This window comes from Leclercia sp. CFBP8987 (genome assembly GCF_034044995.2).
Lineage (GTDB): Bacteria > Pseudomonadota > Gammaproteobacteria > Enterobacterales > Enterobacteriaceae > Enterobacter > Enterobacter tamurae.
The window spans coordinates 3,842,997-3,858,869 of sequence record NZ_CM188255.1 but is presented as its reverse complement, the minus strand read 5'-3'; the positions used below and the strand labels follow the sequence as shown (position 1 = coordinate 3,858,869).

Below are 15,873 nucleotides of genomic sequence, written 5' to 3'. Positions count from 1 at the left end.
CGACATCCTCTTTATACCTACACATAACTGCCAGCAGGCCTGCAAAATCCGTTTATAAAACACCCTCTTTGCGGGTTTTACATGCGAATTGACTGTGATTTGTGCAAACGAAAAAAGAGCGTGGAAAAAGGTTTGACTTATAAGTCCCAGAAAGTAATATATGCGCCACGCAGCGACGAGAAGCTCTTAACGAGTTACTCGAAGCACTCGAAAGAGGCGTTGTGTGGTGAGGTGGCCGAGAGGCTGAAGGCGCTCCCCTGCTAAGGGAGTATGCGGTCAAAAGCTGCATCCGGGGTTCGAATCCCCGCCTCACCGCCATTTTGCATCCGTAGCTCAGCTGGATAGAGTACTCGGCTACGAACCGAGCGGTCGGAGGTTCGAATCCTCCCGGATGCACCATCCTTTACTTCATGTCGCTTTCGAAACGATATGGGGTATCAAGTAGTACAGCAGTAAATCCTGATGCATCCGTAGCTCAGCTGGATAGAGTACTCGGCTACGAACCGAGCGGTCGGAGGTTCGAATCCTCCCGGATGCACCATCTTTTGCTTTGTGTTGCTTATGAAGCAATACAAAGTATCAGCAGTAACAGTAGTAAATCCCGATGCATCCGTAGCTCAGCTGGATAGAGTACTCGGCTACGAACCGAGCGGTCGGAGGTTCGAATCCTCCCGGATGCACCATATTCTCCGAGATAGCAGCTAAACTGTTGTTTCATGTTCTGCGAGATAATCGCGAGCACCAGGGAGGATAGCGTTGCTTTAGCAACGCCCCGTAGGGCGAGGCGCAGCCGAGTAATCCTCCCGGATGCACCATTTACTATTTTCTACAGAAGTACCCTGATGCATCCGTAGCTCAGCTGGATAGAGTACTCGGCTACGAACCGAGCGGTCGGAGGTTCGAATCCTCCCGGATGCACCATCTTCTCCCTCATTGTTTATTCCTTCGACGTTCCGTCAGCAATCATCTTCTCTGTCAGCGACAAAACCCCTTGTTTACGTTAAAGTAACGTTTTGTAATCCTTCTGCGAGAGCACGATGTACGCACAGTATGACGGTTTGATCTTCGATATGGATGGCACCATCCTGGACACCGAGCCAACGCATCGTAAAGCCTGGACTGATGTCCTCGGCCGTTACGGAATGCGTTTCGACTTACAGGCCATGATTGCCCTCAACGGATCCCCCACCTGGCGAATTGCGCAGGCCGTGATTGAACTGAATCAGGCCGATCTCGACCCCCATCTGCTCGCGCGTGAAAAAACCGATGCGGTAAAAGCGATGCTGTTAGATACCGTGCGTCCTTTGCCATTAATTGAGGTGGTAAAAGAGTGGCACGGACGTCGTCCGATGTCGGTCGGGACGGGCAGTGAGAGCGCGGTCGCAGAAGCATTGCTCAACCACCTTGGTCTGCGCCACTATTTTTCTGCAGTGGTCGCCGCCGATCATGTTAAAAACCACAAACCCGCCCCGGACACCTTCCTGCTGTGTGCAGAGCTGATGGGTGTGCCCGCTGCGAAGTGCGTCGTGTTTGAAGATGCCGACTTCGGTATTCAGGCGGCACATGCTGCCGGCATGGACGCGGTGGACGTTCGCTTACTGTGAGTGACCTGCTGTCACTGACCTCACTATTCGCCAGCAGTTTTTTAAGCGCTACGCTCTTGCCGGGAAATTCGGAAGTGGTGCTGGTGGCGATGCTCTTGTCCGGCGTAAGTCAGCCCTGGTTGCTGGTGTTAATAGCAACAATGGGTAATAGCTTTGGAGGGCTGACTAACGTTATTCTTGGGCGATTCTTTCCGCTACGCAAAACGTCGCGTTGGCAGGAAAAGGCAGTCGGCTGGCTAAAACGCTATGGCGCTGCCACGCTTTTATTAAGCTGGATGCCGGTAATCGGTGATTTACTGTGCCTGCTGGCGGGATGGATGCGCATCTCCTGGGGGCCCGTGCTCTTTTTTTTATGCCTTGGCAAGGCGTTGCGCTACGTTCTGGTAGCGGTTGTGACTTTGCAGGGCATGACGTGGTGGCACTAATTGGACTGTTTGTGACCATGAACCATTACAATTATGCTAAATAAAATGATTTTGACAGGCGGGAGGTCGAATTGATCCCGGACGTATCACAGGCACTGGCCTGGCTGGAAAACCACCCTCAGGCTCTGAAGGGTATTCAGCGTGGTCTTGAGCGCGAAACGCTGCGCGTAAACGCGGATGGCAGTCTTGCAACGACGGGCCATCCACAGGCGTTGGGTTCGGCGCTGACCCATAAGTGGATCACTACTGATTTCGCTGAAGCGCTGCTTGAGTTCATTACGCCGGTCGATGGCGATATTGACCATATGCTGAAGGTCATGCGTGATATCCACCGCTACAGCGCCCGCAATCTGGGTGACGAGCGTATGTGGCCACTCAGCATGCCTTGCTACATCGAGCAGGGCCAGGACATCGAACTGGCGCAGTACGGCACGTCTAACATTGGTCGTCTGAAAACGCTTTATCGCGAAGGGCTGAAAAACCGCTACGGCGCGCTGATGCAGACGATCTCTGGCGTGCACTATAACTTCTCGTTGCCGATGGCATTCTGGCAGGCGAAGTGCGGCGAGACGGATAAAGAGGCGATCTCGGCGGGCTATTTCCGCCTGATCCGTAACTACTATCGCTTTGGCTGGGTCATTCCATATCTGTTCGGTGCGTCACCAGCGATTTGCTCCTCTTTCCTGCAGGGCAAACCGACCACGCTGCCGTTTGAGAAGACCGACTGCGGGATGTATTACCTGCCGTACGCCACCTCCCTGCGTCTCAGCGATCTCGGTTATACCAATAAGTCGCAAAGCAATCTCGGAATTACGTTTAACGAATTGCACGAGTATGTGGCAGGATTGAAGCGGGCGATCAAAACGCCATCGGAAGCGTACGACGAAATCGGGCTTGAGAAAGACGGCAAACGCCTGCAAATCAATACCAACGTTTTACAGATCGAAAACGAACTGTATGCGCCGATCCGTCCAAAACGTGTTACTCGCAGCGGCGAGACGCCGTCAGATGCCCTGCAGCGCGGCGGCATTGAGTACATCGAAGTGCGTTCTCTGGATATCAACCCGTTCTCACCGATTGGTGTTGATGAGCAGCAGGTACGCTTCCTCGATCTGTTTATGGTCTGGTGCGTGCTGGCTGATGCGCCGGAGATGAGCGCTGACGAACTGCTTTGCACCCGCACCAACTGGAACCGGGTGATCCTCGAAGGGCGTAAGCCTGGCCTGACGCTGGGTATGGGTTGTCAGACGGCGCAGTTCCCGTTGCAGCAGGTGGGTAAAGATCTGTTCCGCGATCTGAAGCGCGTTGCCCACACCCTGGACAGCGTGTACGGTGGCGAAGCGTATCAGCAGGTTTGCGACCAGCTGGTCGAAAGCTTTGATAATCCAGAGCTGACATTCTCGGCGCGTATTCTGCGTTCTATGATTGATCAGGGGATTGGTGGCACCGGTCGTGCGCTGGCGGCGGAGTATCGCGATATGCTGCAGCAGGAGCCGCTGGAAGTGTTAAGCGAAGCCGAGTTTGCTGCGGAGCGCGATGCGTCTGTGGTGCGTCAGAGTGAGATTGAAGCGGCGGACACTGAGTCGTTTGCAGCGTTTCTGGCGAAACAGGCCTGACAGAAAAGAAAAAGGCCACATCTCTGTGGCCAAAATAACATCTCTGAAGAACAGGGATGATGATAACAAATGCGCGTCTTTCATATATTCAGACTCGCGTTGAAAAGAAGAGTTCATTTTTTTTAAAAAAAAATCACTATCGGAGGTGACGTATGCCGTTATTAGATAGCTTTACCGTCGACCATACCCGTATGGAAGCACCTGCTGTACGCGTTGCGAAGACCATGCATACCCCGCACGGCGACACGATCACTGTCTTCGATCTGCGTTTCTGCGTACCCAACCAGGAAGTGATGCCCGAAAAAGGCATCCACACTCTGGAGCACCTGTTTGCCGGTTTCATGCGCGATCACCTGAACGGTAATGGCGTTGAGATCATCGATATCTCCCCAATGGGCTGCCGTACCGGTTTCTACATGAGCCTGATCGGCGTGCCGGAAGAGAAACGCGTCGCAGATGCGTGGAAAGCGGCAATGGAAGACGTACTGAAAGTAAAAGAGCAGAACCAGATCCCGGAGCTGAACGTTTACCAGTGCGGTACTTACCAGATGCACTCTCTGGAAGAAGCCCAGGAGATTGCACGTCATATTCTTGAGCGTGACGTTCGCGTTAACAGCAATGAAGAACTGGCGCTGCCAAAAGATAAGCTGCAGGAACTGCACATCTAGCAAATTACCCGGCCCTCCGCAAGAAGTGTGCCGGGTAATATTAGTTTCTTTATAAATTCCTAAAAGCCCATCTCTCGTTGTGAATCCCTCTCTTTCTCTTTATTATGCAAACAACGCATGGTAGTTATTTATATATATTATATCTATGGATGATAGATTGACGCTCATTCACTGTAATTATTGATGCGCGAATATTTCATGGAATAGATAATAATTCAGAGGGATTTATGAAAGTTTATTTTGCTGGCACCGCGATTCTTTTTTCCGCTTTTCTCCTGTCCGCCTGCAGCTCTAAGCCAGTAACACCGCCTATCGCCAAAGCCCCGGCTGAACGCAAGCAGGAGGTGCAGTGCTATCAGGAGTTCTCTGCACTGCAAAAGCTCGACCCGGCGGCCTATGAGTCCTATCGTAAGCAGTTCGATAATATTAATAAAAACTATAAAATTTACGAATCGAATAAAGCTCTGGTTGATGGTAACGCTTCTGAAGTTATGCTCACCGAAATAAATAAAAAACTGTCGCTGGTATGCGTCAGGATTCGTAATACGGTTTATACCAATATGATGAACCGTGCCAATGAAATGAATCAGTTATGAATAAATACTTCAGCGCAGCATTGTACTGCGGATTATTATTATCGGGCGGAAAAGCGTTTTCAGCCGGAACGGATTTGTTAGAACGTTTAAGTAACGAAAAGATTATCGGCAACGATTCAACCAATCCTTTTACCGCCCCAAGTACCACTCCTAATCCTCCGGACGCGGCACCGCAGACTAAAAAGCCTGTTCGTCCGGCAGCCCGTGCCGTGCCCGGCAAAAACGACAAGGCCGTCGTCGTGGACCAGGCTAAACTTTCCCGCCTCACCGAGGCACTTCGCCAGGCCAATGCCACCATCACCGGATTAGACAAACAGCTAAGTACGGTAGAACGTGAAAAGGCGCAGCTGGAGCAAGCCGTCGCCCACGAGAAAGAGCGCGTCGCGGAAAAAGAGCAGGTACTCGCCCGGCTTAAATCACAGCCGGATGGCAGTGCGCAAAAACTTGCCGTTGAAAGTCTTATCGCGACGCTGCCGAAACCCACTGGCGTCGATCAACAAAAAAACGCCGAGCTGGCGGAGCAACTGAATAACGCCAACGCACAGCGCGCAGCCCTGACTAAAGCGTTAAACGATCTGCAGGCACAGAAGAACGCGCTGGATACCCAGCTCGCTACGCTGAAAACGAGCAGCGATAAGAGCATCGTCGCAGCGAAAGAATTCGACGCCCTTAAAAACCAGCTGTCGGCGCTGAACCTGCAAAAAGCTAACCTTGAGAGCCGGCTGGCCGAACAGGAAAAATTGTTCAGCAGCGAAAAGACGAAGGCTGAGGTTGCACAGAGCCAGCTTGAGGTCGCCAAAAAAGTGATTGCCTCGCAGGATTCGCTGCTGGCCGAGCAGAAGAACAACGCCGGAAGCGACAAAGAGAAGCTGGTCAAAGAACTTACCGATCTACAGGTGCAGAAAAAGGCGCTGGATGCCCAGCTCGCTACCCTGAAAACGAGCAGCGAGAAGAGCACCGTCGTAGCGAAAGAACTCGACGCCTTAAAAGCCCAGCTGTCGACGCTGAATCTGCAAAAAGCCACTCTGGAAACCCGGCTGGCCGAACAGGAAAAATTGTTCAGCAACGAAAAGACAAAGTCTGAGATTGCGCAGAACCAGCTTGAGGACGCCAAAAAAGTTATCGCCTCGAAGGAGTCGCTGCTGGCCGTACAGAAGAGCAGTGCCGACAGCGATAAAGAGAAGCTGGTTAAAGAGCTGACCGAGCTTCAGGCGCAGAAAAAGGCTCTGGATACTCAGCTAACCGCGCTGAAAGCGGCCAATGAGAAAAGCGCCGCGCTGACCAAAGAACTTACCGACCTGCAGACGCAGAAGAAAGCGCTGGAGGCACAGCTCGCCACCCTCAAAATCAGCAGTGACAAGAGCACCGGCGCCGTGAAGGAAGTCGATGCCTTAAAAGCGCAGCTATCGGCGTTAAACCTGCAAAAAGCCACTCTGGAAACCCGGCTGGCCGAGCAGGAAAAACAGGCCAGCAGCGAAAAGGTGAAGTCTGAGATTGCACAGAACCAGCTCGAAGACGCCAAAAAAGTCATCGCTTCACAGGAATCCCTGTTGGCTGTGCAGAAAAATAACGCTGGCAGCGAGAAAGACAAAAACGGTGCGCTGGCCACTCAGCTGGCTACCGCCGGGAAAGCGTCTGAGGAGCTGAAAAAGCAGCTGGCCCAGCTTCAAACGCAAAAAGCAGCGCTTGAGGAGCAGCAAAAAACGCAAAGCGCCTCTCTGGCAACGCTGACGGCCGAAAACCAGAAGCTGAAGGCGAGTCAGGCAGCACCTGCAAAAGAGGGTGTAGATAAGCAGCGGATGAAGATCGATAAGGCTGCGGCAAAAGATACGCTGACCAGCTACGCCATTGGCAGTTGGTATGGCGATGCGGCAGGGCGTGAAAAAGCTAAGCTGGACGGGCTGAACAAAAAGCTCGATCTCAACGCCTTTATGCAGGGCTTTAACGATAAGGTGAATAATAATCTGCAGCTGGCGCCAGCTGTGCTGTCGAAAGAGCTGACCGCGCTGGACCAGGTTCAGAAAAAGCAGTTTGTCGCCACGCAAAGTGAAAACGAAAAGCAGAGCAAAGCGATCATGGCTAAGGCGGCGAATGAGAAGGGTGCCAAGCGACTGCCGGAGGGGGCAATCTACCGGATTATCCAGCAGGGCCAGACCCCGCTTATTACTGGCCAGAATGAGATCATGACCGAGCTTAGCGAGGTGCTGGGCACCGGTAAGGTGATGTCCAGTAAAGAGGTTCGTGCCAGCCGGGTGAAAGATCTCCCGCCAATGTTCCAGACGGTGGTGAAAAAGATGGGTCTGGGCGGGGAGGCAAAACTGCATATTCCGGCGAAGCAGGCTTACGGTGAAGCGGGCGTGCCCGGCTTTGTGCCGCCAGGCACGGTCTCGATCATCACGATTAAAATTATCGGCATTAAATAATCGTAATCGCGACCATAAAAAAACGGATCTGCATGCAGATCCGTTTTTCTTTTCAGGCGTTTAGTGCGCGCCACCGCCTCCACCGCCCGCTCCGAACGGCGGTCTGGCTAACCAGATCAGCCCCAGTAGCACGATGAACACGCCAGCCGACAGCCAGAAGATCTCGTTAGCCGAGATGATCAGCCCCTGCGCGGTGATCTGCTGTGCTATCCAGCCTGATGCCTGCTGCTCGGACATGCCCATTCCCTGCAGCTGGCTGTACACCTCCTGCGCCTGCGGATTGAACACGTTCACCGACTCCGTCAGCTGCGCATGGTGCAACGACTCGCGGTTGCTCCACATGGTGGTGGTCATCGAGGTTCCGATGGAGCCCGCCAGGGTACGCATGAAGTTCGACAGACTGGAGGCCGCCGCCATCCGTTCCGGCGGCAGGCCGGAAAGGGTGATGGTGGTCAGTGGCATAAAGAAGCACGCCACCGCAAAGCCCTGAATAAACTGCGGCCACGCGGAGGCGCCAAAGTCCATGCCCGGTTCAAAGGTATAGGCACGCCAGTAGAAGCACACCGCATACATAATGAAGCTGAAGGTGACCAGCCGACGCATATCGAGCTTATGGGCGAAGCGACCAATGATCGGCGACAGCAGGACCGGGATCACCCCGACCGGTGCCGACGCCAGCCCCGCCCAGGTGGCCGTGTAGCCATATACCTCCTGCAATAGCTGCGGCAGCAGAACAATGGCGCCGAAGTAGAGCATGTAGGCAAGGCTGATACACAAGCAGCCTATGGTGAAGTTGCGCGACTTGAATAGCGACAGATCGACTATCGGGTTGTCATCCGTCAGCTCCCAGACAATCAGGAAGCTTAGCGCCACCACCGCCACCACCGTCAGGACGATGATCTCCTGCGAGGCAAACCAGTCCAGCTCTTTCCCGCGGTCGAGCATGATCTGCAGGCTGCCGATGCCCAGCACCAGCAGCGCCAGCCCCACGCCATCAATGCGTCGTTGCTCGGTGCGGGTTTCGCGACCGCGCAGCGACTGCAGGGTCAGCAACACCACCACCGCGCCAATCGGCACGTTGATAAAGAAGATCCAGCCCCAGTGGTAGTTATCGCTGATATAGCCGCCCAGAATCGGGCCGCAGATCGGGGCGACAATCACCGTCATTGACCACAGCGCCAGCGCGATAGAGCGTTTGGCCGGTGGATAGTTGTTAAGGAGCAGACTCTGCGACAGCGGGATCAGCGGCCCGGCAACAATCCCCTGGATGACGCGGAAGAAGATCAGCATGGTGAGGCTGCTGGACATCCCGCACGCCCAGGAGGCAATCACAAAGGCGATGGTAGACCAGAGGAACAGTTTCACTTCCCCGACGCGCTTTGCCAGCCAGCCGGTGATCGGAATGGAGATAGCGTTCGCCACTCCGAACGAGGTGATGACCCATGTCCCCTGGCTCAGGGATGAGCCAAGGTTCCCGGCGATGGTCGGGATCGCCACGTTGGCGATGGTGGAGTCCAGCACCTGCATAAAGGTCGCCAGCGACAGCGCAATGGTCATGATGACCAGTTGCGCCCCTTCCAACGGTTTTTGCGGTTTTTGCTGCTGCATAACGCTCACCTTTGGATTAACCGGCGTTCGCCTTCACGATCTCATCGATCAGCTTATTCACGGGCTCAAGGCTGATCTCGCGGGCATTACTTTCGTAAGCCGGGTTAGAACGCGCCTGGTTCGCCAGCATCTGACCGTCGCGGTTGGCGGTATCGACCGTCACCAGCGTGGAGAGGCCAATGCGCAGCGGATGGTCCACCAGCTGTTTCTCGTCCAGCTCGATACGCACCGGCAGACGCTGAACCACTTTGATCCAGTTCCCGGTGGCGTTCTGCGCAGGCAGCAGGGAGAAGGCGCTGCCGGTACCCATATCCAGGCCGACCACTTTACCGGTGTATTTCACCTCGTCGCCATAGATATCGCTGACCACCGTGGCGCTCTGGCCAATACGCATATGCGCCAGCTGCGTCTCTTTGAAGTTAGCATCCACCCACAGGTTCGTTGCCGGCACGACCGCCATCAGCGGGGTTGAGGTGCTGATCTGGGCGCCAGGCTGCACCGAGCGACGGGAAACGTAGCCGGTCATCGGGCTGACGATTTTGGTTCGCTCCAGCGCCAGCCAGGCGTTGCGCACTTCAGTCGCCGCCTGTTTCACTGCCGGCTGTTGATCGAGAGTCGTGTCCAGCACCACCGCCTGGTTGGCGTTGTATTGCTGGATGGCGACATCAAGCTGCGCCTGAGCGCTGGCGACGGCATCGCGGGCGTGTTGCAGCTCTTCACGACCAATCAGGTTGGCGGTGCCGAGCGGAACGCGGCGATTAAAGTCGCTCTGCGCCTGGGCGAGAGCCGTTTTCTGCACGGTGATGTTGGCCTGCAGCTGCTTGCTGTTGATCATCTGCTGACGGGTCTGACGCACGCTCGAGGCCAGCCCGGTCTGCGCTTTTTCAAACGCCTGCTGCGCGTCGGTTGGATCCAGCGTCACCAGCACGTCGCCTTTTTGCACAAAGTCGGTATTGTCAGCCCAGACTTTCGTCACGCTGCCCGACACCTGCGCCATAATCTGAACCTGGTTCCCTGCCACGTACGCGTCATCCGTCTCTTCACTATGACGCAGTACTAAAAACCAATAGATCCCATATGCCACGGCAATGATAATAAAGAGCAAGGTCAGCAGCAGAAGGGCGCGCTTGCGTTTGCCTTTCTTCTTGTTGACCGGTTGCTGCGGGGTTGTGTTCTCCGCATTTGCGCTCATGATTTTCTCCACGATCTTATTATTTCACATCGGCTGAGCCGACCTGTTATCAGAAAGGCCAGCACTATTATGTGCTGGCCTGTCGGTTTTCTTATGAATCTGGATTTTTGTAGCGTGTCGTCGCGTTAGCGCAGCGCCTCAAGAACAGCGCCGTCTTCATCCATCTGGTCCAGACGGGTGAGAAGCTTACGGGTGATATGCTCAAGCTGCTCTTTCTCGGTACCACTTAAAGACGACCAGAGTTGATGCAGGCAGTTGTGCTGAGGTGGAAGCACCTCACGCAGGAATTCGTGACCTTTGTCGGTCAGTTGCAGATGCAGACAACGGCGGTCGTTGTCGCTTTCACGGCGTTCAATCCAGCCGCGTTTTTCCAGCTCATCGGCAATACGGGTTGCATTGGTACGAGACGAACCCAGGGCGCAACTCAGCTCGGAAGGCTGGATGCTGTGATTCTCCTGAGACTCCAGCGTAATCAACGCCATAAATAACGTCTCGTTAATCCCTTGAGCTTTCAGCATTTTATTGCGATTTTCCAGCAGCTTGCCCTGCATGTGCATGCAGAGACGGGTCAGCAGGATCTCCTGATACGGGAAATCTGCATAGCGACTGGCGCGAAATTTAAGCATTTGTTCAATGGGCGTAAACGAACTATCCATTTGGGCATAACCTCATTAATTACAGCCGATATAGTAACGACGGTGACAAATAATGTAAATGAATTATTTGTGCGGCTAAAATCGATTAGACAAATTTCACCGTCATCAAGAGCCGGGTAGATCCGTGACCCGGTAAGCACAGAAAAGAGGGGATTGCACTGGCAAAACGGGGATGGGACTTCGGGCGTAAGCTATTCATGCGGTATTCAAATATATTACCCACATAAAAATTTCCGGAATAAATGATTCCGCCACCATATCAGACTGAGGGGCTCCTTAACACCCTGAGGAGCCCCAAACTTATGTAAACCTTATTGAATAGCTTCCTGACGATGGTAGCCGCGCCACCACACCAGCAGGTTCAGGATCGCCATCACCGTCCCGACCACACAGACGCCCGTCCAGCCGCCATGCTGCCACGCGTAGGCGGAGATCAGTGACCCGGCGGCACCGCCGATAAAGTAGCTGGTCATATACCCGGCCGTGAGGCGGTTACGGGCGTCCGGTTTGACGCGGTAGATCACGGTCTGGTTGGTGATATGCACCCCCTGCACGGTGAGGTCCAGCACCAGGATGCCGACAATCAGCGCCAGCACCGAGATGTGCCCGTACCAGATCGCCGCCCAGGAGAGGAGCAGCATCACCAGCCCGACGGTAGTAGTGATATGCGATTTGCCCTTGTCCGCCAGACCGCCCGCAGGACGCGCCCCCAGTGCCCCGGCAGCACCCGCCAGGCCGAACAGGCCGATCATCCCTTCAGAATAGTTGAATGGCGGAGAGGCCAGCAGGAAGGCCATCGACGTCCAGAAGATGCTGAAGTTGGCGAAGGTGAAACAACCCAGCAGCGCCCGGGTACGCAGCAGTTTATCGCGGGTGAACAGGCTAAAAACGGACCCCAGCAGCTGGGGATAGTTAAGATGCGTCTCAGACTTCACCTTCGGCAGGCCGCGCCACAGGGCGAGGGCCATCACCACCATCAGCACTGAGGCCACCCAGTACACGGTGCGCCAGCCGCCGATACCCGCCAGCAGACCCGCCACGGTACGCGCCAGCAAAATCCCCAGCAGCAGGCCGCTCATGATGGTTCCGACCACCTTGCCGCGTTTTTCCGGCGAGGCGAGGGTGGCGGCGAGCGGGACTAAAATTTGCGCCACCACCGAGAACAGCCCGGTCAGGGCGGTACCAACGATCATCATCGCCAGCGACTGGCTGGAGGCGGTGATCAGCATTCCGCAAGCGGCCAGCAGGGTCATGGAGACAATCATCGCCCGGCGCTCGAACATATCTCCCAGCGGGACGAGGAACAGCAGGCCCACGGCATACCCCAGCTGAGCGGCGGTCACGATAAAACCGGCCGAGCTGGCAGACAGGGAAAAGTTGCGAGCGATGGTTTCCAGCAGCGGCTGAGCGTAATAGTTACTGGCGACTGCCAGACCGGTTGCCACTGACATCAGCAGAATGAGAGCAGGGCTAAGCCCTTGATTATTTTTTGTCATCAGGTTTTTGAAATCATTAGTTGAGTGATTATTTTTTCAGAAACCATAATAACGGATGAAGGAGAAAGGAGGGGAGTTGTTGAGTGATGGATTGTGCGGTCGTCTCCCCTCTCGCTTCACGAGAGGGGAATCAGCAAGTACTTACTTCTGCGCAGCCAGCGCCTCATTCACCCACGCATCAAACTGCTGCTGGTGGGCTTTGATCCAGCCGTCAACGTGACCCTGGACATCGGCTTCAGAGGATTTGCCCGCGTGCATCATCGCGTTCTGGGCGTTGATATCCGCCAGCGGCAGCTTCATTACCGAGAACAGCTTCGCCGCAGCCGGGTTTTTCTCAGCCCAGGCTTTGTTGGCCACGATGTGCATGGTGTTGACCGGGAAACCGTAGTTCATGCCGTTAGGCAGTTTGGTGTCGATATCCTTCTGCTCGCCCGGCAGGGAGGAGAATGGCACCTGCAGCCAGACCACATCTTTACCCGGCTTCAGCACGTCGCTCACCCAGTACGGGGTCCAGGTGTAATAGATGACCGGCTTGCCTTCTTTAAAGCGGGCAATGGTGTCGGCCATCATCGCCGAGTAGTTGCCGTGGCTGACGTCGACGGTTTTCGCCAGGTCAAAGGTTTTGTTCTGGTGGTTAATCACCGCTTCGCAGCCCCAGCCCGGGGAGCAGCCCATCATGTCGGCTTTGCCGTCACCGTTGGTATCAAACAGTTTGGCGATCTTAGGATCTTTCAGCTGTTCGATGTTGGTGATGTGGTACTGATCGGCAGTCTTCTTGTCGATCAGGTAACCCTGCGCCGCGCCGGAGACAAAGGTCCCTTCACGGTAGAACTTCTTATCGCCGCCCGCCGCGCTGTACATGTCGTCATGCAGCGGCTGCCAGTTCACGGCCGTAAAGGTGGCATCGCCGGAGGCAATCGAGGTATAGCCTACGTTGTAATCCACTTCGCTGGGCTTGCTGACGGTATAACCCAGCTTCTCCAGCGCCCGGCTCACCAACCCGGTCTGGAACGACTCTTCGGAGATGGTGCTCTGTACCGGTTGCACGGTAATGCCTTTGCCCGGCAGATCGGCAGCAAATGCGCTGGTGGAGGCAAGGGTGGCAAACGCTGTGGCAAAAATTACGCTATGTCGCATCGTTGTTCCTTATTTTACGAATGGGCGGGTGATTAACCCGACAGGGCCGGTGTTGTACCAGCGACGGTTGCCGCGACTGCGTGAATCACGACCGACAGCCTGGGTCAGGCGGTCAAGAATAATGGCGAGGATCACGATCCCGACGCCGCCTACGGTGGCCAGTCCCATATCGAGACGGCCGATCCCGCGCAGCACCATCTGGCCCAGACCGCCCACGGCGATCATCGAGGCGATCACCACCATCGACAGGGCCAGCATCAGGGTCTGGTTCACACCGGCCATAATGGTCGGCATCGCCAGCGGGAGTTGCACCTTAAACAGCATCTGGCGCGGGCTGGCACCAAACGAGCGCGAGGCTTCGATCAGATCCGCCGGTACCTGGTTGATCCCCAGAATGGTCAGACGCACAATCGGCGGCAGGGCGAAGATAATGGTCACGACCACGCCCGGCACGTTACCGATACCGAACAGCATCACGATCGGCACCAGGTAGACAAACGCCGGGGTGGTCTGCATCGCATCCAATAGCGGGCGGATAATTTTGGCTGCCCGCGGACTGCGCGCCAGCCAGATCCCCATCGGCAGGCCTATCACCACGCAGAAGAGCAGGGCGGTCAGCACTAGCGCCAGGGTGATCATCGCCTGCGACCATGCCCCGATCGCGCCGATCAGGATCAGCGAGATCAGCGTCGCCACGCCCATTCCCGCGCTGCCAAACTGCCAGGCAATCAGCGCGAACAGCGCAATCGCCACCGGAGCAGGCATCCCCAGCAGCATCTGCTGGAAGCCATTCAGGATGTAATCCACCGGCACGCGAATGCCCTGGAACACCGGACGGAAGTGGGTCACCACCCAGTCGATCCCTTCGGTAACCCAGCTGTCAAGCGGGATCAGCGTCTTATGGAACGGGTCCATAATATTGAAATGCTCGGGTGCCGGCGCCGGTGCGCTGGTCAGCCAGTCTGCCGCGCCGCCATCGGTTGGCGCAGGAGCTGCGGTGGAAGAGCCCCACGCGTCAGCGGATTGTGCCGCGCTGTCCGCGGCCTCGGTGGTGCCCCACGGGTTTGATTGATCAGCCATTGTTTGCCCCCTCGCGATCTAAAGCCTGCAGCAACATGCGTTTTGAGATGATGCCGACGTACTGTTGTTCCTCTCCGACTACCGGTACCGCGCAAGGCGCCTGACCGACATGGGAGAGCAACTCGCTGAGCGGCGTTTCCGCGTCCACGGCAAGCGGAGCGTCAATTAACGCCGCATCGATACCCTGATTTTCGCCAAGGGCGGTTTTCAGAGAATCGATGGAGACAACACCCACAAATTTATTACCGCGTTCAACCAGATAGCCGTATTCGCGGTCTTCATCCTGCAGCAGTTTGAGCGCCGAGCGCGGACCGAAACCTGGCGTTTTACGGATAATGCCGTTCGGGGTTCGGCGGGCAATATCTTTGGCGCTGAACACCTGGCTAATATCCACTCCGCGGAAGAAGGTACGCACATAATCATTCGCCGGATTATTGAGAATTTCATCCGGGGTTCCCACCTGCACCACTTCGCCGTTTTGCATAATGGCAATCCGGTCGCCAATACGCATGGCTTCATCGAGGTCATGGGAAATAAAGACAATGGTACGTTGATGACGCGACTGCAGTTTTACCAGCTCATCCTGCATCTCGGTACGAATTAAGGGATCGAGTGCCGAGAAGGCCTCATCCATTAATAATATATCGGGATTGATCGCTAATGCGCGGGCTAATCCGACGCGCTGACGCATCCCGCCGGAAAGTTCATCCGGGTACGCGTGGGCGTAATTTTCCAGCCCTACCTGACGCAGCGCATCCAGCGCTTTTTCCTGGCGCTCATTGGCCGGTACGCCGGCTAATTCCATACCAAAGGCGGTGTTGTCTAATACCGTCATATGCGGCATCAGGGCGAACGACTGAAACACCATCGCAATCTTTTTTCTGCGCACCTCGCGGAGCTCGGCGTCCGATATTTTGGCAATATCAACGCCATCAATCAGCACCTGTCCGCGGGTGGGTTCAATCAGGCGATTGAGAAGGCGAACCATAGTGGATTTACCCGAACCGGATAACCCCATGATGACAAAAATCTCGCCTTCTTCAATGGCCAGACTGGCGTCTTTAACGCCAAGCGACAGCCCGGTTTTTTCCAGAATTACTTCTTTTGAAAGGCCTTTTTCAATATATTTGAATGCGCGCTGCGGGTGCTCGCCAAATACTTTATAAAGATTCTTAACTTCTAATTTAATTGCCATGCAATAAAGAATGTCCCGTTATTTATTTATGTCGATATCATTACCAGTGAATATAATTAACCGGCCATACCCTAACATACTCAGAATCTGAGACAACCCTGGATCGGCTTGTGGCATGATTTTTGCCGCGCGCGAACCGGCGCAATTTCCCATGAGATAAGGGCTGAACGCGGTATG

The 15,873-nt window shown here is 55.1% G+C and carries 13 protein-coding genes and 5 tRNA genes; 11 read left to right on the top strand and 7 right to left on the bottom strand.

From position 1 onward, the window contains the following. Positions 1-225 precede the first annotated feature (225 nt). From SOM40_RS18555 to SOM40_RS18505, 11 genes are all read left to right on the top strand, one after another. A tRNA-Ser gene (locus SOM40_RS18555) sits at positions 226-318 on the top strand. 4 nt (positions 319-322) lie between these two features. Beyond that, positions 323-399 (top strand) — tRNA-Arg (locus SOM40_RS18550). A 65-nt stretch (positions 400-464) separates the two neighbouring features. Then, positions 465-541: transfer RNA gene (locus SOM40_RS18545), tRNA-Arg, on the top strand. 65 nt (positions 542-606) lie between these two features. Then, positions 607-683, top strand: a tRNA-Arg gene (locus tag SOM40_RS18540). A 161-nt stretch (positions 684-844) separates the two neighbouring features. Then, positions 845-921 (top strand) — tRNA-Arg (locus tag SOM40_RS18535). 116 nt (positions 922-1,037) lie between these two features. Beyond that, positions 1,038-1,604: a fructose-1-phosphate/6-phosphogluconate phosphatase gene (gene yqaB, locus SOM40_RS18530; protein ID WP_106994513.1), complete on the top strand. Its 567-nt coding sequence runs from the start codon at positions 1,038-1,040 to the stop codon at positions 1,602-1,604. Then, a complete protein-coding gene (locus tag SOM40_RS18525) occupies positions 1,601-2,029 on the top strand; it encodes a YqaA family protein (protein WP_106994514.1) in 429 nt (142 codons plus the stop codon). Before yqaB ends, SOM40_RS18525 begins: the two co-directional genes overlap by 4 nt. A 71-nt stretch (positions 2,030-2,100) precedes the next feature. Continuing rightward, the gene (gene gshA, locus SOM40_RS18520) at positions 2,101-3,645 is read left to right on the top strand and encodes a glutamate--cysteine ligase (RefSeq protein WP_225758182.1); all 1,545 of its coding nucleotides are present in this window, start codon (positions 2,101-2,103) and stop codon (positions 3,643-3,645) included. Between the two features lie 152 nt (positions 3,646-3,797). Continuing rightward, on the top strand, positions 3,798-4,313 hold the full coding sequence (gene luxS / locus SOM40_RS18515) for an S-ribosylhomocysteine lyase (RefSeq protein WP_106994516.1): 516 nt from the start codon (positions 3,798-3,800) through the stop codon (positions 4,311-4,313). A 227-nt stretch (positions 4,314-4,540) separates the two neighbouring features. Continuing rightward, complete coding sequence (locus tag SOM40_RS18510) at positions 4,541-4,909, top strand: YuaE family lipoprotein (RefSeq protein ID WP_106994517.1); 369 nt, start codon at positions 4,541-4,543, stop codon at positions 4,907-4,909. Positions 4,910-4,983: 74 nt separating this feature from the next. Next, positions 4,984-7,332, top strand: a complete 2,349-nt coding sequence (locus SOM40_RS18505) for an FKBP-type peptidyl-prolyl cis-trans isomerase N-terminal domain-containing protein (protein ID WP_320530531.1) — start codon at positions 4,984-4,986, stop codon at positions 7,330-7,332. Between the two features lie 60 nt (positions 7,333-7,392). Here SOM40_RS18505 and emrB read toward each other — a convergent pair whose 3' ends face one another. The 7 genes from emrB to proV all read right to left on the bottom strand — a co-directional run bounded on the left by emrB (position 7,393) and on the right by proV (position 15,696). Continuing rightward, the gene (emrB, locus tag SOM40_RS18500) at positions 7,393-8,940 is read right to left on the bottom strand and encodes a multidrug efflux MFS transporter permease subunit EmrB (protein ID WP_106994519.1); all 1,548 of its coding nucleotides are present in this window, start codon (positions 8,938-8,940) and stop codon (positions 7,393-7,395) included. A gap of 16 nt (positions 8,941-8,956) precedes the next feature. After that, positions 8,957-10,132, bottom strand: coding sequence for a multidrug efflux MFS transporter periplasmic adaptor subunit EmrA (emrA, locus tag SOM40_RS18495; RefSeq protein ID WP_320530530.1), 1,176 nt, complete (start codon positions 10,130-10,132; stop codon positions 8,957-8,959). 125 nt (positions 10,133-10,257) lie between these two features. Further along, positions 10,258-10,788, bottom strand: coding sequence for a transcriptional repressor MprA (mprA, locus tag SOM40_RS18490; protein ID WP_106994521.1), 531 nt, complete (start codon positions 10,786-10,788; stop codon positions 10,258-10,260). Positions 10,789-11,099: 311 nt separating this feature from the next. Continuing rightward, a complete protein-coding gene (locus SOM40_RS18485; RefSeq protein ID WP_320530529.1) occupies positions 11,100-12,284 on the bottom strand; it encodes an MFS transporter in 1,185 nt (394 codons plus the stop codon). A gap of 141 nt (positions 12,285-12,425) precedes the next feature. After that, positions 12,426-13,421, bottom strand: a complete 996-nt coding sequence (gene proX / locus SOM40_RS18480; protein WP_262672617.1) for a glycine betaine/L-proline ABC transporter substrate-binding protein ProX — start codon at positions 13,419-13,421, stop codon at positions 12,426-12,428. 9 nt (positions 13,422-13,430) lie between these two features. After that, the gene (gene proW / locus SOM40_RS18475; protein ID WP_166183668.1) at positions 13,431-14,501 is read right to left on the bottom strand and encodes a glycine betaine/L-proline ABC transporter permease ProW; all 1,071 of its coding nucleotides are present in this window, start codon (positions 14,499-14,501) and stop codon (positions 13,431-13,433) included. Beyond that, the gene (proV, locus tag SOM40_RS18470) at positions 14,494-15,696 is read right to left on the bottom strand and encodes a glycine betaine/L-proline ABC transporter ATP-binding protein ProV (RefSeq protein ID WP_320530528.1); all 1,203 of its coding nucleotides are present in this window, start codon (positions 15,694-15,696) and stop codon (positions 14,494-14,496) included. Before proV ends, proW begins: the two co-directional genes overlap by 8 nt. Between the last annotated feature and the right edge of the window lie 177 nt (positions 15,697-15,873).

Excerpts from the sequence above, each read along its gene's own strand:
- luxS (WP_106994516.1), top strand. The coding sequence starts at position 3,798 with ATGCCGTTATTAGATAGCTTTACCGTCGACCATACCCGTATGGAAGCA.
- mprA (WP_106994521.1), bottom strand. The coding sequence starts at position 10,788 with ATGGATAGTTCGTTTACGCCCATTGAACAAATGCTTAAATTTCGCGCC.
- SOM40_RS18485 (WP_320530529.1), bottom strand. The coding sequence starts at position 12,284 with ATGACAAAAAATAATCAAGGGCTTAGCCCTGCTCTCATTCTGCTGATG.
- proW (WP_166183668.1), bottom strand. The coding sequence starts at position 14,501 with ATGGCTGATCAATCAAACCCGTGGGGCACCACCGAGGCCGCGGACAGC.
- proX (WP_262672617.1), bottom strand. The coding sequence starts at position 13,421 with ATGCGACATAGCGTAATTTTTGCCACAGCGTTTGCCACCCTTGCCTCC.
- proV (WP_320530528.1), bottom strand. The coding sequence starts at position 15,696 with ATGGCAATTAAATTAGAAGTTAAGAATCTTTATAAAGTATTTGGCGAG.
- emrB (WP_106994519.1), bottom strand. The coding sequence starts at position 8,940 with ATGCAGCAGCAAAAACCGCAAAAACCGTTGGAAGGGGCGCAACTGGTC.
- SOM40_RS18510 (WP_106994517.1), top strand. The coding sequence starts at position 4,541 with ATGAAAGTTTATTTTGCTGGCACCGCGATTCTTTTTTCCGCTTTTCTC.
- yqaB (WP_106994513.1), top strand. The coding sequence starts at position 1,038 with ATGTACGCACAGTATGACGGTTTGATCTTCGATATGGATGGCACCATC.
- emrA (WP_320530530.1), bottom strand. The coding sequence starts at position 10,132 with ATGAGCGCAAATGCGGAGAACACAACCCCGCAGCAACCGGTCAACAAG.